Source organism: Vibrio sp. Isolate30, assembly GCF_022397975.1.
Taxonomy (GTDB): Bacteria; Pseudomonadota; Gammaproteobacteria; order Enterobacterales; family Vibrionaceae; genus Vibrio; species Vibrio fortis.
Map to the genome: position 1 here is coordinate 31,052 of NZ_JAKEUS010000002.1, position 20,613 is coordinate 51,664.

Below are 20,613 nucleotides of genomic sequence, written 5' to 3' on the forward strand. Positions count from 1 at the left end.
CGTGATCTCGTTAGCTATCCATACACAGTTGGCATAGAGAGTTATGAAGTGAGTCATATTTTGAAGGGATATAGAGATTGATGTTGATGGTGAACTTTAAGCTGTAGATTTATTTCAATTGCGCAATTGTTAATGTTTTTCACCGAGAAAAACCGCAATTTTGTACAAAAGCTTGGTTAACTTATAAAGTACACTGATAGATTAAAAGGAAGGCGCTACCTGAAGGAATAGGGCGATGAAAAAGGCGAAGAAGGAAAAGGCGGATTACAAGATCACCGAAGAGCTTGGTGGCCTTGAGATTTTGAACGCTGAATACGAAAAGCAGAATTTCTCTCGCCATAGCCACGAAGGGTATACGCTTGGCGTGATTGAGCAAGGCGCCCAACGTTTCTATCGTACTGGTGGCCATCATGTTGCGCCTCAAGATGCGATTATCTTAGTGAATGCCGATGAAGTGCATAGCGGGCACTCAGCCACTGAAGGCGGATGGGCGTATCGCGCAATGTATCCACTTCCAGAGCAACTGGCCAAAATTACCCAAGAGCTTAACCTACCTAACTATGGTGCTCCCTACTTTCCGCGCGCAGTGGTTGAAGATCCTGAGCTCGCGAATCAGTTGCGTTTGGTCTTCAACACGATTGATGAGTCAGACAATCGCTTACTACGTGAAACTCTGATGTACGGCATGCTAGTAAAACTCATCAGTCGTCATGGAAAAAGCCCACTCAAGCCTCAACTCGACAGTAAAACGCAGCGACAACTGGTGTTGGTAAAAGAATTCCTCGATGACTTTCCACAAGCCGATGTCTCTTTGGAAGAGTTGTCAAAGTTGGCGGCGTTGAGTCCATATCATTTGGTGCGCTCATTCCAAAAAGAGTTTGGTTTGCCGCCTCACGCTTATCAGATTCAATCTCGGCTGCGCCTGGCGAGAACCTTGCTCAAGAGAGGGCACTCTATTTCGGATACAGCACAAGAGTGCGGTTTCCACGACCAGAGCCATTTTCATCGACACTTTAAGAAGGCTAACGGTTATACGCCGGGTCAGTACATCAAGATGCTGTGACGCTCAGTATTCAGCAATTTTGTACAATCGCGCATAAGCTAGGCTGACTAAATTGTTCCCAAGGTTTAATAGATTTGAAATGGAAGTATCAATATGACGAGAAAATCTCAGCTTTGGAAAGGGGCACTAGCCGGGATGCCACTGAGTATTGCGGTGATTCCATGGGGAATATTGGCGGGTTCGTACGCCATAGATGCGGGGCTTGATCCGCTTCAAGCACAAGCAATGTCTGCGATTTTGTTTGCTGGTTCAGCGCAGTTAGTCGCAGCAGGTATGTTTAAAGCCGGAATTGGCTTGGGCACTATGTTATTGACCACTCTGTTCATTACATCACGTCATTTTTTATATAGCGTGTCCATGCGCGATAAAATCAGTGATTTGCCGACACGCTGGCGCTTGTTGCTGGGTTTCTGGCTCACGGACGAACTGTTCGCGATATGCAGTGGTCAATCGAAACAAGAGTTCAATCGCTGGTATGCGGCAGGTGTCGGAGGTGTGTTTTATCTGTTCTGGAATATGGCGAGCTTTGTCGGCATCGTCGCGGGTAGTCAAGTTCCTTCTCTGAATGAAATCGGTCTTGATTTCGCCGTTGCTGCAACCTTTATCGCTTTGGTGTTCCCACTAATTAATACCATGCCGGTCATTGTGTGCGTTTTGGTGTCACTGTTAGTGTCTGTGGTGCTCACGGTGAATCAAGTTGAGGGAGCCTTAATGGTGGCATCTATTGCGGGCATGCTCTCCGGCTTTCTATGTGAAAGTTATAAAGATGGAGATGTTTCAACGCATTCGGCAACAGAGGGAGAATCATCATGATCTGGTTGACCATTCTTTTGATGACCGCGATTGTGTTTGTGAGTCGTTACTTGTTTCTTGAGCCCGCAGTGCCTCTTCGTTTGAATAGCTCGGCACGTAGGCTGCTGCGTTATTCTGGTCCAGCCGTATTGACGGCGATTTGGGGGCCTATTGTTTTCGCGCCAGAGAAATCACTGTGGGTGAGTGGGGAAAACCCTTACTTGATAGCCGCATTGGTGACCTTTCTGCTGATTTGGAAAACAGGTAATGTGCTAGTTACCATCCTGCTCAGTATGGGAGTGTTTCTTTTGTATAACTTGGTATTGGTCGATTATCTGTTTCACTCATAATAAAACAGGGCTCATATGAGCCCTGTTTTTTCGTGTTCTCAGCTTACTTGTAGAAAGCTTCAACTGTACCTTTCAATGTGATTAGCATTGGGCGACCGAAACGGTCTAGCGCTTTAGGTGAAGGGATTTTTACCCAACCTTCGCTGATGCAGTACTCTTCAACGTCAGTACGCTCTTTACCGTTTAGACGAATGCCGATGTGGTGCTCGAAACACTCAGCTACGTGGTGCGGGCTGCGTGGGTTACCTGCTAGACGATCTGGTAGAGCTGGCTTTGATGTGTTATCTGTCATGATGCTTACTTACAGTAAATAAAAAGTGCGTCATTGTAGACAAAATAAGACCTGAGCATCAAGAAAAGTTGTCATTATTCTAGGGTTATTTTGGAGTGTTGAAAGAGTACTAGACTGTGTCAATCCCTCGCCTTTACTAAATCCCCTCGCCATGCATAGACAGAGCGTTTACCATGTAACATAAATTTGTATTTGGAAGTAATTACTATGTCTTTCCCTCCTTGCCCGAGCTGTAGCTCTGAATATGTTTATCAAGACCAAAGCCATCTTATCTGTCCTGAGTGTGCTTATGAGTGGAACCCTGAAGAAGTCGCGAAAGAGAGCGAGCTAAATATTAAAGATGCCAATGGCAGCCTGTTGGCGGAAGGGGATAAGATCACACTGGCTAAAGACCTAAAAGTAAAAGGCAGTTCATTAGTGTTGAAGATCGGTACCAAAGGTGTGATTAAACGTATGAACGATGGCAAGGATCATCAGCTAGATTGTAAGCTTGATGGTGCCGGTGAGATGATGGTGACCGCCAAGTATGTGAAAAAGGCGTAGTACGTCGTTTTGGTGAGTAGGGTGAGACTGTGTATTGTCCCTCAAAACCGACATTTGTTTTGTTCGAAAGTGCTAGGTATGCAAAAAGTTGACCTAAATAAATGATATATACTGAAGTCACTGCTTTGTAACAACGAAGGTGACGGAATGTCGAAGACCACTAAGCTGCAAAACGAAGATAAACTGTTTAAAAAGGCGATGGAAGTCGGAACTAAGCTGGCTGAAATGCAAGGCTTTAAGCTCAATGATCCGAGTATGTCACAATCGGTGAAAGCAAAGGCTATCTACCTGTTTTTAGTCGATGCAAAGCAAATTACGCCTCTGCCTGCCGACAAGCAGGAAGGTAAGGATATTAAAAAGCGCCTCGCGGTGTGGATTCACAGCGCATTACCTGAAGGTGATCCACTTAAATAAGTTTAGCGAATACAAAAATCCCCAATCAGTCTAGCCACTGGTTGGGGATTTTTTTGCATGTCAAAAGTCTTGAAGTTGTTATTCAATACCTGAGTATTAATTACGCTTTGCAGTAAACTCGCGCGTCACGTGGTGTATAAATACCAAAAGTCACTGTGCGTAGCAGGCCGTTTACAAACGTTTCTTGTACTTCAACCTTAGCAACTTTGTCGATACCACCACATACTTTTGCCGCATCGATCTCTTTCTCTTGCGCTAGGCCATTAATAAAGAAGTGTTGCGGTGCATCTGTTGTTACTTCTGCTTCATCAGGCGCCATAACAAATGTTTGTTGAGCACAACCTGTTGCTACCATAGACAGTGCCGCGATAAGAATTAGCTTCTTCATTGTTTTCTCCATTTAATAATCGTGTTTTTAGTCAGCTCACACTTACGCGGTGTGAGTTAACCGTTGATGGAGTCAATTATTCCAAAGTTCTTATTTTGTTACTGTATAGGTTTGTCAGGCTCTGAATTACATTTCGGTAAACACAAACTAAACATGGCACCATTTAATAAAGTGCTGTGACCAACGTTGGCGTGCCCACCATGTTGTTGGCAGATCTTTTCTACAATCGAGAGACCAAGGCCGTGGCCACTTTTCCCTTTATTACGAGCCTTGTTACCCACATAGAAAGGTTCAAATAGGTGAGCGAGATGCTCTTCGTCAACTCCTGGGCCATCGTCGTGGATCTCAATACAGACGTATTTATCTTTATCAACAAGATGGATGGCGACTTGAGTCTCTGCGAACTTGAAAGCGTTACGGACAACGTTATCGAGCGCACGCTTGAGCAGGTGTTTGTCGGCTTCCAACTGTTGGTCGCTGTTCAAATTCGAAGTTAGGGCTAGTGTTAGTTTGGTCTCTTTTTGCCAACGTGGTATCAGTTTGTCCACATAAGTTGAGAGTTCAAAACTGCTCTTTTCTAAATCCAATTTTTGATTATCAAGTTTGGCAAAATAGAGCAACTCATCCACCATGCCTTCCATCTCTTCGGTATCCTCAACAATACTGTCGATGGTCTCTCTTTGTTCTTGGTTGAGAGGCGTATCTTTTAACAGTTCAGCTTGCCATTGAATACGGAACACAGGCGTTCTAAGCTCATGGGCAACGGCGTTGGTTAGTGCTCGATTGCTGTCTATTAGGTGCTGAATCTTGTCTGCCATAAGGTTAAATGAGCGATTAAGCGTACCGATGGCACTGCCGCTATTTGTTACTGCTCGCGTTGAAAAATCACCTGCAGCAAAGCTCAACGTTGCGCGCTCTAGCTTTTTCACTCGGCGGTAAATAACAAATAGGTGGCCAGAGGTATAAACGATAAAGCTGAGAATGAAGAACAGCCACAAGAGATCATCTTCGAACTGAATTTTCTGTCGTACAAAGGCATCTTCGTCTGGTGCGTAACGGTATATAGAATCGGAGCCAGCAAAGTGGAACCAGAGATCTCTGTCATCATCAAACAGGATCGGCATATCTGACTGAGCTTTGAAAAATTCGAGAATGTCAGAAGGCACACCTTCCCCAAGAGGAAAAGTGGTGACGATATGTCGAGTCATGTCGGCAAATTGAGTGATGGCCTTTTCAGCTGCCTCAACACCTTGATTGGTGGCGATGTTGCTTATGAGTTGCTGATGCGCCAACGCCTCGTAGTCGTATAAGACAAACTCGTAGTCGGTTGTCCACTGATAGACGGTGACTTCATAAGCAAAAATACTCGCCATAAAACAGGCAAACAGGCCGATGATTGATTCTAGATATATGCGTTTCATTGTTCTCTTCGTTATTGGGTGAGTTAACGCAAATTAGCCCCAAGCCGTGGAGACAAACAGGTAGCCTTTCCCGCGTAGTGTCTGGATCTTTTCCGCAGGAGAGTTGTCATCACCAAGCAGCTTTCTAAGACGCACGATTTTGTTGTCTACCGTTCTGTCGAATCCATCGTATTCGATACCGCGTAACTCTTGGGTCAGAGTATCTCTGGATAGCGCAATATCGGGCTGATTCGCGAGGATCCAAAGTAGGTCAAACTCACTGTCTGTGAGTGGGACAAGATTGCGGTTTAATTCACATCGTTTGTATTTGTTTTGTAGTACTAACTGACCGAAGGTGATTTGGTCTTTATCTTCACTGACGGGGTCAGCGGGCTCAACACGTCGTAATAAACTTCTTACTCGTGCAAGCAAAACTCGTGGTTTGATAGGCTTAGTAACATAATCATCAGCCCCAGTCTCCAACCCTGCAACGTGGTCAAAGTCGTCATCACTGGCAGTTAGCATCAAAATCTTACCGAGGAATTTTGTACGCGTCTGTCGGCAAATTGTCAGTCCATCTGCGACAGGCAGCATCAAATCAAGCAGAACAATATCGGGCTGGTGGTCTAGCATGTGGTCGATGGCTTCACTGCCATCATCTAAGGTTGTCACGTGAAAACCTTGGGTAACAAAGTAACTCTTTAATAGCTGCTGCAGTTTCAAATCGTCTTCAACGATGAGCATGGTATGTTGTGTCATAAATCTGCGACCGTAATGCATGAAAGGCTTAGGTTAAGAACATTGGTTCAGTGTAAATTGCTGAAGCTAAGTTTATAGTTTGTTCTTTTTTGTGTGCTTTATTATAAAACATGGAAATGTATTGTAATGATGCAGTACGACATTTCCATACATCATTCAGACAGCTAATGACAAAAACGTTCCATAGAATTCTCTCCATACCAACATTGGAGAGAAATTATGAAGCAATATCGAAACCTATTATTAGCCTTACCGTTGATTGTACTAGCGGGGTGTAACTCTAGCTCGAACGGGACTCATAAAGCGAAAGTGAACAAGCCTGTCGCGGATTATAAGTTTACCGAAAGTGCTCTGGGCGAAATCATCGAAGATAGAGAGGACTACTTTGAAGGTATGCGCCTAACCTATGGCAATAAGTCATACAATGAAGTTCAATATGCAGAGGGCTTTGGCAATATTTTGCTTATTGCAAAGCTAGTTGACGATCAGGGGCAAACCATCGATGTCGCAATCTACAATGACAGGCCGAGTTGCTACGTTTATTTTCCAGCAGGAGTCGTGAAAACTTTTGACTGTAGCGCTAATAAGCGTTCGGTAGGCAACGATAAAACGTTAATTCAATCTAAAGCCAATGATTCACACGAGTCAGTCACGGTCGAATATTACAATGAGGCGTTCGAAGCATTGGGTAGTATGGGATCTACAGTTTTAAATACTTCAGTGGTCGACGGTAAAGTGAATATTGTTACTTCGTTTGCTTTTGATGATATTTATCGAGAAATCACACCGACAGACGATGCTCGAAATAGGTCTACACTTGGTGTGACGACGTTCTTACAACTGAAAGAGATTGTAAACAACCACATTGGCCAAGAAATGACGGTGAAGTTCGATAGTCATATCGGTGGTAGCGGTGATGATGACATCAACATGTACACAGGTTTGATGATACACAAAAACAATATGAACACTGTAGTTACAAAGAATGGCTCAGTGTTCTCAGGCGGTACCGATCTATTTGCAGCTGGAAAAACGCGTACACTGCAGCGCGCGAAGCAGTTGGATAACTTTGAAACGTTGGAGCAAATCGGTGTTCACAGTTGGGGGACGGCTGATAAGACAGCGAAAGATTTCCCATACACAGATGAGAGTCACCGCAAGCAAGCGACCTATTTCAACACGGTCATGGGTGATAAGGGCATAGATTTCTACCTGTTTACTCTCGACTCTGCACCATTTAATGGACAGCACTGGATAACCAAAGCGGATTCAGATAAGTATCAATTCATTACTAACATTGAGTAGTGAGGATAAAACGCAGTGACGTCATTTGGCGTCACTGTTTATTTTGCAATTGTTGCCATCACAGCGTGATACGCCAGTTAGCCAATAAGAAATCTTGTAGCGATTATTGGCGAATCGCAAGTAACACCAGTCAGCCAGAGTCCTAACCAGTGGCCAGCGCAGTGGAGCGTACAACCACCCTTTACCTACCAAACTCCAAGCTTGATGCGTCACGTCTAATCCCAAGATCAACTCACCTTTATCATTCACAGCATGCAAAATGGTGTTGGCTGCGTTGGCGTCTATGTTCGGATATTGAGAAAACTCATCACTGTAGATATCGACGGTCTTAATGGTGGTTTTAGTGTCGTGTTTAGTTAGAGCGGCCATCTCTTTCGAGCATAGTGGGCAAGTCCCGTCATAAAAAATCGTCAGTTTTGGCTTTGCCTCATGAGCGTTCATTCTCTCGCTTCCTTCTATTTACCAATAATTAAAGAATAACTTAGTTATTGGTACTCCTTAACAGACTGTCCAGATCACTATCTTACTGTGTTTTAAGGAAAAGGTGAGTACGCTGAACAATATGTCTGCATTTTGAAGTTAAATTCACGATGGTAGATCAAAAAAACCTATAATTTACATTATGTTAGCTTGTGGCGTGATTCATGCCTCTTGAACTCTGCTATTCACCATCTGCGCCTTAATTTAGTGGGCTTAAACAGAAAGGCGATGATGGTTTACATGGAGGCAGGATATGAAAGGTATAAAATACTTACTCAGTATTGCACTGTTGATGGTTACCCCATATTACGTTGGGGCGACGGTCGACGTGTTGGAGCTTGATGGGGACGCATCAAGTACTGACACTGGCACTGACTGGGATGACGTCAACGTTCAGCAAAATATGGTAGGAATCGCGGAGTTTTTCCAAAAAGATAGAAATGGTTCGGATGAAATCTTTTGGAAAGGTGGTTCTAAGGATGACTCAGATATTACCGACTGGGCATTCAGGACTGCATCCCCGCAACCTAAGGATGACTTCACCAATGGTTACGCGGCAGCGTTTGAGAGCGAAGGGGATCTATTGATCTATTTCGGGGCAGATCGTTATGCGAATAATGGTGATATGTACATAGGCTTTTGGTTTTTACAAGATCAAATAGGCTTACCACAAGGAAGTACGAAGGGCAGCTTCTCTGGTCAGCATGTCAATGGGGACATTCTGGTACTGATTTCTTTTCCTCAATCGGCATCGGGAAATCCATACATTGAAGTTCTGCAGTGGGATTTTGGTAATGGTGATGTGACAGACAACTTAACTCGTTTATTCCAAACGGCAGGTGACCCTAAATCTGCTGGTTTTGTCGGTGCTCGCTGCGGAAGTGGAGCGGTTGGAGTGGATAAGATCTGTGCAATATCGAACGATCCCTCTATTGGAGCGATTCCACTACCTAATGTTGCGGGTTGGGAATATGAAGCGAAAACAGGCGAAACGACCGAGATTCCTATCGAAAGTTTTGTTGAAGGACGTTTGAACTTAACCAAACTTCTGCAAGATGACTTCGGTGTCACGCAAATTCCTTGTTTCAGTAGTTTCTTAGTTGAATCACGCGCCTCTCGATCGATTGATGCTTCGCTAGCCGACTTTGTTGTTGGTTCATTTAGTTTGTGTAGTATCAATGTAGCAGCGCAATGTAATACTTCATCCATTACCGTGGATGGTAACTTCAACATTGACTACACAGTGACAGTGACAAATTCAGGGCCGGGTACGCTAGGTACTACGGGTAACTACGAAATTGATTTTATCTCTGACGTCGCTTTGGCGGGTGTGATTCCTCAAATCGGCAATGATGGAGACGGAGTTTGGAGCGTTGGTGAGTCGTTTATGGTGAGTGGCAGTTATCTTTCTCCGACCAACGGCGCTGTGGGTACTGTAGATGGCTCTGTCAATCTTGATGGATTGATTGTTTCCGCTCAAGAACCCGTCGCTTATAACTGTCCGCCGCTCGATCTCAGCCCTATGGTCGAGATCTCTAAAGCGTGTAATAGCTTCTTAGAGGTGGAGGGCAATCAAGTTGTATTGAAGAAAACATACAATGTTGAGATCTGTAATACGGGTGACATACCTCTAGCAATTGAGGCGTTGAGTGACAATCAAGACGGTTCTCTTGATCGAAACGACCTTCCTGCTGATGTTATCAATGCCAATTACTACCTCGACTTTGCGAAGCAATGTGATGGCTTAGCGGATGTGACCAGTTGTGGTGTCGGTAACACGTGTGCAGCTTTGAGCGACTCGCCAGAATTGTATGGTTGTAAAGATGGCAGTGGTGATTGGATTCCAAATTTCGATGACGCTATAGGACAAGTGTGTACGACAGTGACCAACACATATGCTCCTAATGTGTTGCCAGGTGGAGTCAATGGCATGCTATCTAATCAGGTCACCGCAACGTTTGATTCTCTATTCTTGCAAGAAGCATTTATGGAGACATCCAACATAGCGACATGTGATGTGTGCCCATTCGTTGAATAACAAACCTGAATGAAAAGGCAGCCGAACGTTCGGCTGCCTTTTTAGTTGCGTATCCCGTTGAAATCATAGGCTCTGTATCAAGAATCAATTCTGTTTTAATGACCAATGCTGTTTCAATACCCAACGTCGTTTAATAACTAATTCGGTGCAGTTTGAGCAGTTTGTATAGAGTGGTTCGTGAGATGTCCAAAGCACGAGCGGTCGCAGAGATATTGTAGTGTTGCTGTTCGATGGTTTGTTTGATGTGTTCCGCGGTTAACGTATCTTCTACTAAGTTATTGCTGTGTGGTTCCTTAAATGCAAGCTGCATATGTCGAGTTTCAAGGCGTGAGTGATCAGCGTAAACCACCGCTCTTTTTACGGCGTTAAATAGCTCTCGAATATTTCCCGGCCATTGATATTGTTTAAGCGTACTGAGTGTTTTTCTCGAAATGGAAAAGTGGCTGGCGTGATTTTTCTGGAGTTCGAAATGCACTAGCGCCTCGATGTCTTCACGATGTTCGGATAGTGGCGGGATATCAAGGTTTAGGACATTAATTCGATGGAAAAGGTCTTTTCTGAATCGACCAGCAGCCACGGCTTGTTCAAGGTTGATGTTAGTGGCAAACAGAACTCGGCAATTTATCGCGATTTGCTTGTTACTGCCTAAGCGTTCAATGTGATGATTTTCTAGAAAGTGCAATAGATACGTTTGCAGCGGGAGTTCTAGGTCCCCGATTTCATCCAAGAACAGCGTGCCATTTTGTGCGCGCTCCACGTGACCAATATAGCGCTTCGCTGCGCCAGTGAAAGCGCCTTTCTCATAGCCGAAAAGCTCTGAATGAATTAGAGAGTGAGGGATAGCGCCACAGTTCAAGGCGACAAACGGTTGATGTTTACGCGGTGATTGGTTGTGGATCATTCTTGCGCATAAGCTTTTACCTGTTCCGGTTTCACCCTGAATCAAAACGGGGTAAGTTGAATGAGCAACCTTATCTATTTGCGCTTTTATATCTTGAATGACGCTTGATTCGCCAATCAATCGGTAACGTTTTTCTCTTTCAGTTAGGTGGTGTTTTACGGGCTCACCATCGGTCATGCCCAATAAGTGCCCTAAGCTTTTGGCAAGCCACTTTGCATCTATCGGGTGGTGGAAATAGTCCCAAAAGCAGTGATGAATAAATGAAAGGTTACGGGAAGGCTTGTCATTAAAAATACCTATCAAGCCGAGGTTCGAAAACCTCTGTTTAAGCATAATGAGAGACTGACAGGTTGCATTGGTGACGGGCTCATCAAGGCACACAATAACAACGGGTATTTTGTGTGTTTCTAACACGTTAGTTAGGGCGTCCATGGTGTTTACCTTGACGATATCCCAATGCTCACGTCGTAACGAATCTACCCAATCATGAAGCAAGGTATGATTGCCATGACAAAGTACGACAGCGCATCGTCTGTCTTTTTGTTCGGTTGACATCTGCATCATAGGTTCGCTTTACTTATATGTGCCCTCTCTAATAGTAGATTGGAAGTCCTCGTATTTCTATTAATGATATTATTGTCATTATTGTCATTATTGTCATTATTGTCATTATTGTCATTATTGTCATTATTGTCATTATTGTCATTATTGCGTGTTGTTTATAATAAGTAAGGTAAGTCGTTGGAGTGAAGAGTGTATGTCGAAGCGAATTGTATGGTTGGTTCTTCCGTTAGTGGCTCTGCTAGGTGGTTGTGCAAGCTATAGCATCACTGAAAAGGATATGACCGATTACTTGCAAGAGTCAGTGGAAATCAACCAATCCGTTGGTGTCGAAAATATGATGTATGCGCAAGTTGCAGTCGAAGATTTGCAAGTAAAAATTGGGCGAGCAGATGCCGATCGTGTGTCTATCTTTGCGAATACCAATGCGCAGGTTCAGGTATTCAATATGCAAAATCTTGGGCTAGACCTGGATATCGAGTTCAGCGCTGTCCCTGAATATGACAAAGAAAGTGGGGAAGTGTATTTAAAATCACTGCGTTTAGAAAACTTCAATGAGAGCGGTAAACAACTGCCTGAAAATATCGCTAATCTATTGCAACCCGCCGTGTCCATGATTGGATTGGCACTGTCTCAGCAACCTGTCTATAAACTTGACGGTGCTAAAGTACAGGAAGCGCTTTTGAAGTCAGCGGAGCCGAATCTGGTTATTCAAAACAACAAGCTAGTCATAGAGTTGTTTGATTAAGTCTGCTGGTAAGCGAGGTGATCCCCCTTAAATAGGCTTAGAGGTAGAGCGGTATAGAATCAAAGATAAAGCGGGATCATCTTACGCCAATAACGTCCTCGATGCGCTCTTCCGTCCCACTCATACATTCGATGTTTAATACCTTTCTGATTCAAAATACGACTGAGCTGGTGGTTGTTTTGTAAGAAAGGGTCTTCCTTACCGATTGCAAAAACAATGTCACTGTTCCTAATTTGGGTGAGTTGATCGGATGGTGGCAAACCCGGTAGGAAATGAGTCGGAGTGTGGTAGTAGATTTCATCATTGTACTGACCGTCAAAGAGATCTCGAAACGACTCGGTGCTCCAAGTGAGGTCATAGCGACCAGAGAACGCGACCAGTTTTTGAAATAGATGAGGGTGGCGGAAAAATAGGGTAGCGGCGTGATAGGCTCCTAATGAGCACCCGTGTGAAATGGTGCAAGGGTGGCTGTTTTTTTTGGCCATCAGTGGCAGAACTTCTCGTAATATGTATTCCTCGTACTGACAATGGCGATGCATTCGGCCAAATGGATGCGCCCAAAAACAGTACATGCTTTCGGTATCAATACTGTCGACACAGTAGAGTTGCAGTTGACCAGCGTTGATTTTCTCGGCAACGGAATCGACCAATCCTAAGTTCTCATACTCATAGAAACGTCCTGTGCGTGTTGGAAAGACCAAGACTTTCGCACCTGCATGACCAAAGATGAGCAACTCCATATTACGATTGAGGTTAGGGCTCCACCATTTGTGGTACTCACGATTCATCGCAATTCCCCAACGTTTTAAAGAAGGCTTCGACGTTCTTACGCAGTTCACGACGCTGCTTACCTTCTCCTCGGTAAATAAAGTGGCCAGCTTCTAATACAAACAGTTCTTTATCACCTTTGCAGGCGTTGTAAGCACTGAATTGGCCGGGAGGAGCAACATAAGGGTCGAAGAGTGCCACCCCCCAATGAGAGGGTTGTGTAATGAACTTAGCGGCACATGAGGTATCGAAATAGGGAAGATTGCGCGCAAGCAGCGCTTGATTGCCAAAGTCGATGAGTGCTTGTGTACTGCCGATGGTTGGCATCGTTAGTCGGAGTGCGACGTTGCCAAACGTTGGAACATGGAAGTGACAACGTTTAATGCGCTTATCAAAGGCGCTGGCAAAGATAGCAAGGCCGCCGCCTAAGCTGTTACCTATCATACCGATTTTGTATTTAAGGTTTGGGTACAGCGTCAGTAGCGCAGAAATACCACACCACAAATCTTGAACGCATCCACCGATAATGTAGTGTTCTCTATCTTGAACGTTGTGCAGCACATGCCAATAGGGATCGTCAGAGATTGGATGATGCTGACTGCGGCTGATTCCACGCACACATGGAACTAACATTGCCGTGTGCCTTAGCTTCCAACTGGTATCTGGCTCATCAAGTCCGCCGTAACCATGTGCCCAAACTACGGCACAGTGGATCTCTTCTTTTTCTGGTAGTAACAACCACCCACCGATTCTCATGCCGTCGGTTGAGTTGTAGTAGCAATCAAATACACGCCAGTGAATTCACAATTCGCCCAGTGTCTTGCAAGCTGACATAGGGTGTTACCTGCATAGCGCGCTCATATTTTTGTTGCCAAAAGTACGCGAAGTCGGCTGGTGTGACGCTAGATTCAACTTGTAACAGTTGGTCTAAGTCGTATCCATAGGTCGGGTCGAAGTCGTAATTATGTCTAAGAGTCACTGGCATCTCGCTACGGTTATCAGCGTGGAAAGAAAAACGTTAACTACTTAATATTACATGCTTATTGCGAACGCATTGTTTGAGCTAGACCACAACTCAATTGAGCAACGTATGCATCTACCCCCTTATTGTTTTATAGACTATTAGTTGGTTATTTAGAATAAAAAGCGTGAAATGGCCTTTAAAGGTTGCAATTTATGGAGTTACTGAGGGAGTTGATAAAGAAGGTTTAATGAAAAAGTCGCCGTAGAAGGCGACTTTTTGGTAAAGCTCGATGTATTGCGCTGACGATTTAATTAGGGTTATTGCGCTTTTTGGAAAGGCTTTAATAGTTGCTTTCCGAAGACGTTAATTAATGCACCTGTCACGATTAATCCACCACCTAGGTAAGTCCAAATGGATGGCACTTCATTGAATAGCCACACCCCAAGCAGTGCCGAAAAGACAATCTGTACATAGGAGTAGGCTGAGGCTTTGCCTGCTGCTTGAGTCTGCATTGCTTTCGTCAGTCCATATTGTCCAATTTGCGTAAACACACCGACTAGTACGAGCATGATAGTGATAAAGAAGCTTGGCCATACAAAGTCGTTCCAAATCAATGCTATTGATACCGGCAAAGCCACCATAGGGAAGTAGAGAATGATCACTGAGCTATCTTCGGTTTGACTGAGCTTACGCACGATCACGTAGGCAATTGAGCTACCAAACGCACCAATTAGTGCGACCATGATGCTAAACAGAGGCAGCTCGTTGCTAATGTCGCTGTTCATATTTGGTTGAACCATGACAAACAGACCCGCAAGACAAAACGCGATACAGATCATGGTCGAGGTTTGCACACGCTCTTTGAGAAAAAGAACACCAAGTAGGGCAGTGAATACGGGGTGCACGTATTGAAGAATGGTCGCTTCCGCCAGTGGCAGTGTTGTTACTGCATAGTAAACACACATCAATGCTGCGGTACCTACGGCACCTCTCACAAACAACAGAGGCTTGTTGTTACCCCAAACAGAGATTCCTTTGCGTCTCACATCAACATAACTAATTATAAGAGATACCAGAGCCCTAGCCGCGACAATTTCAAAGACGGGGATACCGTAGTTGCTCACGTACTTTACGCACGCGGACATCAGTGCAAAGCCTAATGCGGAGAGCAACATAAAGCGAACCCCAACGGGGATGAATGAAAATGATAGTGAAGGCATAGGGTCGTCTTTGTGAGTTATAGAAGAGCTGAAACCGAATCATACCCTAATTGCGTTTGGTCAACGTAAGCGAATTGAAAATTATTCTTTTTCTTTACCCTTGTAGTTGTAGTTGTAGTTGTAGTTGTAGTTGTAGTTGTAGTTGTAGTTTTACAGTCACAATAAATTATGCAACCCTTTTTATACTGATGTCGCATATAATGATAAGGGAAGACTTTTAAGGAGAGCGAAATGGATCACAGCGAACGGTTTTATGAGAGCTTTCAACGATGCCGAATCGATCAAGAGTTTTTGGAAGTGTTCCTCAGTGACTTCTGTGAACATAATCCAAGGTTTTCTGAGCGATTTGCCAGCGTTGGGTTAGAAGAGCAAACCAAAATGCTCAAGGCATCGATCATCTTAATCTACAATTCTGCATCTTTGCCCAGTGTTCGTAATTCGGTGAAAAACCTTGGTAGACGCCATAAGAACTTAGGCCTCAATATCTCTGAAGATGAGCTTAATGCTTGGTTTGATGCGCTGCTCAATACCGTGAAAAAGTTCGATCCCTTGTACGATGAGAGTGTGGATGCGGCATGGACAGAAACGCTGAGATTAGGATTGAGCATTATGAAGAAAGAGTGTGTTGTCTAAATCAAATAAGCCTCGTGTTTCACGAGGCTTAATCAAAGGTAATGAGGGCTCGATTAGAAGGTAAAGCCCGTTTGGATACCAAATACAGAATCGGTGGTGTACCAGCTGCTTGAACCACCAAACTCGTACCAGTCAAACCCTATACGAGTAAGCAATTTAGAGTGACCAAATACCGGCTTTGTTGACTTGTACTCTGCGCCAATACCATAAGTTAATCCAAGATCACCATGAGAGCCTTTCTTTACTTCAGTACCTTGATTCGAGCTAAACGTGAGCTTGGTATCTGAGTGTGAGTATAGTGCCCCAACTTTACCAAAAATAGCGAAGTTGTTGCTGAAGTTGTGCTTGTACATTGGTGCTATCGAGAGCATTAATGTATCGAACTTTTCTTTTCGGTGTACTGTGTCGTTACCAGTGTTATAGCTCGATTTCTCATCTACACTAATTGCAAGCAATGTCGAATCGATATACCAGTTGCTTTGCATGATTTGGCTTCCGAAAGTAAATTGACCACCAACATCACTACTATCGATACCTACCCCGCCTAACGCATACATTTCATTTGATGCTACCGCGGAAGTCGATGCCATAACACACAGCGCTAAGACTAATTTTTTCATTGTTTTCTCTCTGGTTGATAAATTTCGGGGGAGGATTCTAGCGGCATTTTGAAAATAAAAAACACCGTTCAAATTGAATTAAGAATGATTAAATATCTCAATACAAAGTCGGGTGGCTTCAAAGGCTCAAAATATGTTTTTTTAGATGAAGTGATTCGTGTTCGATGGTTATTAAGCTTTTGAATATTAGTGTTTTAGCGATTTTTTATATCACTTAATGCGGGATGGTAAGCTCTAGTAAATCGGTTATTACTAGAGCTTGAAGAGGCTTGAAATAGGATAGATTTAATTAAAATTAAACGCTCGGTTGTGTGATCTGTCAGTGTTAAACTCATCGATAGGTTAGAAGCGATTTAAAAATGAGCAGCCCAACCGACTAAGAATCCTTGAGACGCAGTGTCGTAGCTAAATGTCCCCGGGTTACTGTAGTCCACCCAGGTTGATTTATAGGCAATGTTTAAGTCAGACCAATCGTTAATCTGGTAGCGCGTGCCCAATAAGATCCCCGATGTAAAATCAGTGTCGCTGCCAAAGCCGATATCTATGCTGGCATGAACGCGCCAGTCACTATTGAGTTGTTGTGTCCAACGAGCGCCAATGAGATAGTCAATCCAGTCTTCATCCAAAGACCGTGAGTTGTTGATCAGCCCGCCACTAGAGTAGAGCTTGGTATCGATATCGTTATCCCACCACCGAAAGCCCACCATGTAATCAATCATGCCGAAGTCATACTGGTAACGTTTAAAGCCCTTGGTTTCGAGTACGCCTTGTCGAATGTCGACCTCACCTTTTAAGAGCCCAGCATTACCAACAATTGAGTCAGCTTTACCGCTGAGCTTCATAAAGCTGTAGTCGACATAGTAGCCCCATTGATTGTCGTAAATACCTTCCAGCCTGAGCATGGCCCCCATGTCGAGATGGTCCATGATGAAAGAGGGATCGACATCCACATCGGTTGAGAGGTTAGCAATTGAAGTATCGCCTCGAATATTAAGAGCCAAGGCATAGATTTCTATGCTGTGCTGCCACTGCTTTGTTGAATCATGACCTTCGGCGCTTTGAGCCTGAGTGATAAAGCTTGTACAGAGAAGAGGAGCAAGTAGGTATTTCCATCGAGCCATATAAATATCCCTATAACGTTCCAATGTATAAATGTGATGTTGAATAACCATGAATGAACGCAGACTTGCTGGCTATGCAACTTGTTTATTTTTGATTGTAGGCTATGTTTTCAGAAACAGGTCAAATAAAGAGCAATCGCATGAATCCACAGAGTATTTTTCTCATTGTTGCTGCCCTTGGGCTTACACCTATCGCCCTCTCTTACGGCTACGCGCCAACGGTTTCTCTTGATTATCTTTTCGCTATTGATGCAACCCCAACCAATGTGTCTCATATCTTTAGAGCGGTGATGGGGCTTTATTTAGCTCTGGTACTGTTTTGGCTCGCGGGTGCAATGATTCAAAAATATCGTCTGCCGGCTCTTTATAGCTTGGTCATATTTATGCTGGGTCTCGCTGCAGGGCGAGTATTCAGTTTGGTTGTCGATGGTATGCCACACTGGCTGTTAGTGGTGTATCTCGGGCTTGAAATTGGTTTTGGCCTGGTGGGTATAAAAATGGTTATGAATGAACAGTCTAATAATGCATAAGGAACGAACTATGAAAAGGATGCTTCACTTGCTGTTGATGGTCGTTATGGGAAGCTGGTCTCTGTCTGCTTTCTCGGCTCAAGACAAACCTAACATCTTCGTTATTTTCACCGATGATATTGGTATTTCAAATTTAAGTGCGTATCACAACGGTGTGATGAGCAGTCAGACTCCCAACATTGATAGTATTGCTGAAAAGGGCATGCTACTGACCGATTACTACGCCCAACCTTCTTGTACAGCAGGTCGCTCTGCTTTTTTGACTGGTCAACTGCCTGTTAGAACAGGTATGCATACTGTCGGTTTACCAGGTGGGCCAGTTGGTTTACATGCTGACACGCCAACGCTACCAGAAATTCTCAAAACCATGGGCTATGTCACAGGTCAGTTTGGTAAAAACCACTTAGGTGACCGTGACGAATTCTTACCGACAATGCACGGCTTTGATGAGTATTGGGGTTGGTTGTATCACTTGAATGCGATGGAATACACAGAAGATCCAGATTGGCCAAAAGACGGTTCGTTGGATGCATTTGCTCCTCGCAATGTGATTTATGCAAAGTCTGATGGCAAGGGTGGGCAAACCATTGAAGATGATGGTGCACTGTCAATCGAGCGTATGCGTACTCTCGACGATGAAGTGAATAAGCACGCGATAAACTTCATTGAACGAGCTGTCGAAGCGGATAAGCCTTTCTTCACTTGGTATTGTCCATCACGTGGTCATGTCTGGACGCATCTTTCTCCTGAATACGAAGCTATGCTTGGCCAAAATGGTTGGGGACTGCAAGAAGTCGTGATGAAAGATCTCGATGATCATGTGGGTGAAATGCTCGCCAAAATGGAAGAGCTCGGCATCGCTGATAACACCATAATCATTTTTACGGCTGACAATGGCCCTGAAATCATGACGTGGCCAGATGGCGGTATGACGCCATATCGTGGAGAAAAAGGGACTACATGGGAAGGTGGTGTTCGTGCTCCGGCTCTCGTAAGTTGGCCGGGCAAGATCCCTGCAGGTAGCGTGGGCAACGGCATCTTCGATGGCATGGACTGGTTACCAACCCTTGTTGCGGCTGCTGGTGGTCCAGCGGATCTGAAAGAGAAAATGCTTAAAGGTCACGATGGGTTTAAAGCGCACCTCGATGGCTATAACCAAGTCGATATGTTGACGGAGAAGGGTGAGTCAAATCGTAAAGAGATTTACTACTACGAACGTGACAAGCTGCAAGCGGTTCGAGTCGGAGATTGGAAGGCACACTTCGTGGTTCAAAATCATGGTTGGAGTGGTCCAAAAGAGGAGCTTAATGCACCGCTACTGTTCAACTTACGACGCGATCCTTATGAGCGAGCGGCAGAAGAGTCGGGTATGTACTTGAAGTGGATGGGGCAAAAAATGTGGGCATTTGGTCCTGCGCAAGCCGCAGTACAACAGCACCTCGCTACCTTCAAAGAGTGGCCACCTAAAACGCCAGAAACCCAACCAGAAAATACCGGTGGTGTGGGTAACTAATTAAGTATCAAAATAAAAAATCCCGCTCTAGATGAGCGGGATTTTTCTAAGAATACGTTATTGACCGGTGTTACTTGAGTGTCGTTTTTCGCTCAATAAACTTCACCGGAACCATCAATTTTACAAGGCTTGTCTCTTGGTCTTGGATCTGGTTTACAACAATCTTCACAGACTCGCGAGCAAGGCGTTTAAAGTCTTGTTTGAAAGTACTCAGCTGATAATTGAGCCATTGCGTTTGCGGGATATCATCAAAACCAATGACTTGCAGATCCTCAGGAATACGTAGGTTGAACTCCAATCGAGCTACGTCCATTACTGCCATCGCAAGGTTATCTGTCGCACAGAAAATGGCTTGTGGTTTAGAAGGTTCTGCAAACAGAGTTCTAATTGTCTCTAGCGCATCAAGGTAGTCATAGTCTGCCTCGATAACGCGCGCTTGTTTGCCCGTTAAGTCTTCAAACTCAGAACAAAAGCCCGATTCGCGCTCGTCATTGGTGTACGTTGGAACGTTACCCGTCAAGTAAACCGCAGAGGTTACGCCACTGTTGTGGAACTGCTGTGCTGCAAGCTGTCCGGCTGCATAGTTGTCACTCACTACATGGCTGCTCTTGGTGCCTTCAACCACACGAGCGTATTGAACAATAGGAATATCGAACTCTTCACACTCTTCATAAAGCGATTTATTGAAGGTTGCGGAGGCAGCGATGACACCATCAACTCGATATTGGAAGATATTCGGGATCGAGTGATTGTCATTGGCATCTACTTGCCACGGAATAAGTACCGCTGAGTAACCCTGCTTTTGTAGCTCAGTAGAGATGAGCTGTAGGGTTTTCATGTGAATTGGGTAGTCAGCGTCTGGGAAGACCAGACCAATTAACTTAGATTCATTGGTAGTGAGGCTGCGGGCAAAGGCATTCGGGCGATAGTTGAGCGCTTTCGCCGCTTCAAATACTTTCTGCTTGGTCTTTTCAGAAACCGAACTGCCCGGCACAAATACACGAGAAACGGTAGATTGAGAAACGCCAGCCAGTTTAGCGACATCTTTTGAGGTTACGGTTGCTTTGGCTACCGAGGAGTGTTTTGGAGAGTTCATAGACCATGCATTTTAAGCCGAATTAATGGCGTGTAGAGTATCATAAGTAGGTACGTATTCAAAAAGTCAAATTAGTTAAATTCTATGAAAGATAAGGCTTAAGTGAGGTTGTTG

At 44.4% G+C, this 20,613-nt stretch carries 24 protein-coding genes; 11 read left to right on the forward strand and 13 right to left on the reverse strand.

The genetic code is table 11. The features are described 5' to 3' along the window. Positions 1–235 precede the first annotated feature (235 nt). The 3 genes from L1D60_RS07375 to L1D60_RS07385 all read left to right on the forward strand — a co-directional run bounded on the left by L1D60_RS07375 (position 236) and on the right by L1D60_RS07385 (position 2,205). Positions 236–1,063 carry an AraC family transcriptional regulator gene (locus L1D60_RS07375; protein ID WP_032549563.1) on the forward strand — a complete coding sequence of 276 codons (828 nt, stop codon included), beginning with the start codon at positions 236–238 and terminating at the stop codon, positions 1,061–1,063. Between the two features lie 93 nt (positions 1,064–1,156). Continuing rightward, positions 1,157–1,876, forward strand: a complete 720-nt coding sequence (locus L1D60_RS07380; RefSeq protein ID WP_239840505.1) for an AzlC family ABC transporter permease — start codon at positions 1,157–1,159, stop codon at positions 1,874–1,876. Next, positions 1,873–2,205 carry an AzlD domain-containing protein gene (locus L1D60_RS07385; RefSeq protein WP_239840506.1) on the forward strand — a complete coding sequence of 111 codons (333 nt, stop codon included), beginning with the start codon at positions 1,873–1,875 and terminating at the stop codon, positions 2,203–2,205. The genes L1D60_RS07380 and L1D60_RS07385 overlap by 4 nt, the downstream gene beginning before the upstream one ends. Positions 2,206–2,248: 43 nt before the next feature. Here L1D60_RS07385 and L1D60_RS07390 read toward each other — a convergent pair whose 3' ends face one another. Next, a complete protein-coding gene (locus L1D60_RS07390; protein ID WP_239840507.1) occupies positions 2,249–2,497 on the reverse strand; it encodes a DUF3297 family protein in 249 nt (82 codons plus the stop codon). A gap of 207 nt (positions 2,498–2,704) precedes the next feature. On the opposite strand from L1D60_RS07390, the gene L1D60_RS07395 reads away from it, so the two are divergent. Then, the gene (locus L1D60_RS07395) at positions 2,705–3,040 is read left to right on the forward strand and encodes a zinc ribbon domain-containing protein YjdM (RefSeq protein WP_239840508.1); all 336 of its coding nucleotides are present in this window, start codon (positions 2,705–2,707) and stop codon (positions 3,038–3,040) included. Between the two features lie 147 nt (positions 3,041–3,187). After that, complete coding sequence (locus tag L1D60_RS07400; RefSeq protein ID WP_032549558.1) at positions 3,188–3,454, forward strand: DUF5062 family protein; 267 nt, start codon at positions 3,188–3,190, stop codon at positions 3,452–3,454. Positions 3,455–3,554: 100 nt separating this feature from the next. On the opposite strand, the gene L1D60_RS07405 is transcribed toward L1D60_RS07400, so the two are convergent. The 3 genes from L1D60_RS07405 to L1D60_RS07415 form a co-directional block, all read right to left on the reverse strand. Continuing rightward, positions 3,555–3,842 (reverse strand): Bor family protein, encoded by a 288-nt coding sequence (locus tag L1D60_RS07405; protein ID WP_150871603.1) that lies wholly within the window; start codon positions 3,840–3,842, stop codon positions 3,555–3,557. A 98-nt stretch (positions 3,843–3,940) separates the two neighbouring features. Beyond that, positions 3,941–5,263 carry an ATP-binding protein gene (locus L1D60_RS07410; RefSeq protein ID WP_239840509.1) on the reverse strand — a complete coding sequence of 441 codons (1,323 nt, stop codon included), beginning with the start codon at positions 5,261–5,263 and terminating at the stop codon, positions 3,941–3,943. A gap of 33 nt (positions 5,264–5,296) precedes the next feature. Continuing rightward, the gene (locus L1D60_RS07415) at positions 5,297–6,001 is read right to left on the reverse strand and encodes a response regulator transcription factor (RefSeq protein WP_239840510.1); all 705 of its coding nucleotides are present in this window, start codon (positions 5,999–6,001) and stop codon (positions 5,297–5,299) included. A gap of 219 nt (positions 6,002–6,220) precedes the next feature. On the opposite strand from L1D60_RS07415, the gene L1D60_RS07420 reads away from it, so the two are divergent. Beyond that, positions 6,221–7,306: an alpha/beta hydrolase gene (locus L1D60_RS07420; RefSeq protein WP_239840511.1), complete on the forward strand. Its 1,086-nt coding sequence runs from the start codon at positions 6,221–6,223 to the stop codon at positions 7,304–7,306. A 21-nt stretch (positions 7,307–7,327) separates the two neighbouring features. Here L1D60_RS07420 and L1D60_RS07425 read toward each other — a convergent pair whose 3' ends face one another. After that, on the reverse strand, positions 7,328–7,747 hold the full coding sequence (locus tag L1D60_RS07425; protein WP_239840512.1) for a DUF393 domain-containing protein: 420 nt from the start codon (positions 7,745–7,747) through the stop codon (positions 7,328–7,330). Between the two features lie 292 nt (positions 7,748–8,039). On the opposite strand from L1D60_RS07425, the gene L1D60_RS07430 reads away from it, so the two are divergent. Beyond that, entirely contained in the window at positions 8,040–9,824 is a 1,785-nt protein-coding gene (locus L1D60_RS07430) for a hypothetical protein (protein WP_239840513.1), read from the forward strand. Positions 9,825–9,954: 130 nt separating this feature from the next. Here L1D60_RS07430 and L1D60_RS07435 read toward each other — a convergent pair whose 3' ends face one another. Further along, complete coding sequence (locus tag L1D60_RS07435) at positions 9,955–11,289, reverse strand: sigma-54 dependent transcriptional regulator (protein ID WP_239840514.1); 1,335 nt, start codon at positions 11,287–11,289, stop codon at positions 9,955–9,957. Between the two features lie 193 nt (positions 11,290–11,482). Between L1D60_RS07435 and L1D60_RS07440 the strand changes: the two genes are divergently transcribed. Beyond that, positions 11,483–12,034: a DUF1439 domain-containing protein gene (locus tag L1D60_RS07440; RefSeq protein ID WP_239840515.1), complete on the forward strand. Its 552-nt coding sequence runs from the start codon at positions 11,483–11,485 to the stop codon at positions 12,032–12,034. 59 nt (positions 12,035–12,093) lie between these two features. Here L1D60_RS07440 and L1D60_RS07445 read toward each other — a convergent pair whose 3' ends face one another. The 4 genes from L1D60_RS07445 to L1D60_RS07460 form a co-directional block, all read right to left on the reverse strand. Beyond that, entirely contained in the window at positions 12,094–12,822 is a 729-nt protein-coding gene (locus L1D60_RS07445) for an alpha/beta hydrolase-fold protein (protein ID WP_239840516.1), read from the reverse strand. Next, positions 12,812–13,540, reverse strand: coding sequence for an acetylxylan esterase (locus L1D60_RS07450; RefSeq protein ID WP_239840517.1), 729 nt, complete (start codon positions 13,538–13,540; stop codon positions 12,812–12,814). Before L1D60_RS07450 ends, L1D60_RS07445 begins: the two co-directional genes overlap by 11 nt. Before the next feature lie 43 nt (positions 13,541–13,583). Next, the gene (locus L1D60_RS07455) at positions 13,584–13,781 is read right to left on the reverse strand and encodes a hypothetical protein (RefSeq protein ID WP_239840518.1); all 198 of its coding nucleotides are present in this window, start codon (positions 13,779–13,781) and stop codon (positions 13,584–13,586) included. A gap of 302 nt (positions 13,782–14,083) precedes the next feature. Next, entirely contained in the window at positions 14,084–14,986 is a 903-nt protein-coding gene (locus L1D60_RS07460; RefSeq protein WP_239840519.1) for a DMT family transporter, read from the reverse strand. Between the two features lie 231 nt (positions 14,987–15,217). Here L1D60_RS07460 and L1D60_RS07465 point away from each other — a divergent pair, with 231 nt between their 5' ends. Then, positions 15,218–15,619, forward strand: coding sequence for a globin (locus L1D60_RS07465; RefSeq protein WP_239840520.1), 402 nt, complete (start codon positions 15,218–15,220; stop codon positions 15,617–15,619). Between the two features lie 53 nt (positions 15,620–15,672). On the opposite strand, the gene L1D60_RS07470 is transcribed toward L1D60_RS07465, so the two are convergent. Both L1D60_RS07470 and L1D60_RS07475 read right to left on the reverse strand, forming a co-directional pair. Then, the gene (locus L1D60_RS07470; protein WP_239840521.1) at positions 15,673–16,239 is read right to left on the reverse strand and encodes an outer membrane beta-barrel protein; all 567 of its coding nucleotides are present in this window, start codon (positions 16,237–16,239) and stop codon (positions 15,673–15,675) included. Positions 16,240–16,592: 353 nt separating this feature from the next. Then, positions 16,593–17,360, reverse strand: a complete 768-nt coding sequence (locus L1D60_RS07475) for a hypothetical protein (RefSeq protein WP_239840522.1) — start codon at positions 17,358–17,360, stop codon at positions 16,593–16,595. A gap of 140 nt (positions 17,361–17,500) precedes the next feature. Between L1D60_RS07475 and L1D60_RS07480 the strand changes: the two genes are divergently transcribed. Further along, on the forward strand, positions 17,501–17,890 hold the full coding sequence (locus L1D60_RS07480) for a DUF4345 domain-containing protein (protein WP_239840523.1): 390 nt from the start codon (positions 17,501–17,503) through the stop codon (positions 17,888–17,890). 10 nt (positions 17,891–17,900) lie between these two features. Continuing rightward, the gene (locus L1D60_RS07485; protein WP_239840524.1) at positions 17,901–19,403 is read left to right on the forward strand and encodes an arylsulfatase; all 1,503 of its coding nucleotides are present in this window, start codon (positions 17,901–17,903) and stop codon (positions 19,401–19,403) included. A 70-nt stretch (positions 19,404–19,473) separates the two neighbouring features. Here the strand turns inward: L1D60_RS07485 and L1D60_RS07490 are convergent, their stop codons facing one another. Continuing rightward, positions 19,474–20,499 carry a LacI family DNA-binding transcriptional regulator gene (locus tag L1D60_RS07490; protein WP_239840525.1) on the reverse strand — a complete coding sequence of 342 codons (1,026 nt, stop codon included), beginning with the start codon at positions 20,497–20,499 and terminating at the stop codon, positions 19,474–19,476. Positions 20,500–20,613: the final 114 nt, after the last annotated feature.

Bases quoted from the DNA above. Each gene is read 5' to 3' on its own strand.
- L1D60_RS07410 (WP_239840509.1), bottom strand. From the start codon at position 5,263: ATGAAACGCATATATCTAGAATCAATCATCGGCCTGTTTGCCTGTTTT.
- L1D60_RS07470 (WP_239840521.1), bottom strand. From the start codon at position 16,239: ATGAAAAAATTAGTCTTAGCGCTGTGTGTTATGGCATCGACTTCCGCG.
- L1D60_RS07475 (WP_239840522.1), bottom strand. From the start codon at position 17,360: ATGGCTCGATGGAAATACCTACTTGCTCCTCTTCTCTGTACAAGCTTT.
- L1D60_RS07395 (WP_239840508.1), top strand. From the start codon at position 2,705: ATGTCTTTCCCTCCTTGCCCGAGCTGTAGCTCTGAATATGTTTATCAA.
- L1D60_RS07485 (WP_239840524.1), top strand. From the start codon at position 17,901: ATGAAAAGGATGCTTCACTTGCTGTTGATGGTCGTTATGGGAAGCTGG.
- L1D60_RS07380 (WP_239840505.1), top strand. From the start codon at position 1,157: ATGACGAGAAAATCTCAGCTTTGGAAAGGGGCACTAGCCGGGATGCCA.
- L1D60_RS07375 (WP_032549563.1), top strand. From the start codon at position 236: ATGAAAAAGGCGAAGAAGGAAAAGGCGGATTACAAGATCACCGAAGAG.
- L1D60_RS07445 (WP_239840516.1), bottom strand. From the start codon at position 12,822: ATGAATCGTGAGTACCACAAATGGTGGAGCCCTAACCTCAATCGTAAT.
- L1D60_RS07405 (WP_150871603.1), bottom strand. From the start codon at position 3,842: ATGAAGAAGCTAATTCTTATCGCGGCACTGTCTATGGTAGCAACAGGT.
- L1D60_RS07430 (WP_239840513.1), top strand. From the start codon at position 8,040: ATGAAAGGTATAAAATACTTACTCAGTATTGCACTGTTGATGGTTACC.
- L1D60_RS07390 (WP_239840507.1), bottom strand. From the start codon at position 2,497: ATGACAGATAACACATCAAAGCCAGCTCTACCAGATCGTCTAGCAGGT.
- L1D60_RS07490 (WP_239840525.1), bottom strand. From the start codon at position 20,499: ATGAACTCTCCAAAACACTCCTCGGTAGCCAAAGCAACCGTAACCTCA.
- L1D60_RS07465 (WP_239840520.1), top strand. From the start codon at position 15,218: ATGGATCACAGCGAACGGTTTTATGAGAGCTTTCAACGATGCCGAATC.
- L1D60_RS07415 (WP_239840510.1), bottom strand. From the start codon at position 6,001: ATGACACAACATACCATGCTCATCGTTGAAGACGATTTGAAACTGCAG.
- L1D60_RS07420 (WP_239840511.1), top strand. From the start codon at position 6,221: ATGAAGCAATATCGAAACCTATTATTAGCCTTACCGTTGATTGTACTA.
- L1D60_RS07435 (WP_239840514.1), bottom strand. From the start codon at position 11,289: ATGATGCAGATGTCAACCGAACAAAAAGACAGACGATGCGCTGTCGTA.
- L1D60_RS07460 (WP_239840519.1), bottom strand. From the start codon at position 14,986: ATGCCTTCACTATCATTTTCATTCATCCCCGTTGGGGTTCGCTTTATG.
- L1D60_RS07385 (WP_239840506.1), top strand. From the start codon at position 1,873: ATGATCTGGTTGACCATTCTTTTGATGACCGCGATTGTGTTTGTGAGT.
- L1D60_RS07425 (WP_239840512.1), bottom strand. From the start codon at position 7,747: ATGAACGCTCATGAGGCAAAGCCAAAACTGACGATTTTTTATGACGGG.
- L1D60_RS07400 (WP_032549558.1), top strand. From the start codon at position 3,188: ATGTCGAAGACCACTAAGCTGCAAAACGAAGATAAACTGTTTAAAAAG.
- L1D60_RS07440 (WP_239840515.1), top strand. From the start codon at position 11,483: ATGTCGAAGCGAATTGTATGGTTGGTTCTTCCGTTAGTGGCTCTGCTA.
- L1D60_RS07480 (WP_239840523.1), top strand. From the start codon at position 17,501: ATGAATCCACAGAGTATTTTTCTCATTGTTGCTGCCCTTGGGCTTACA.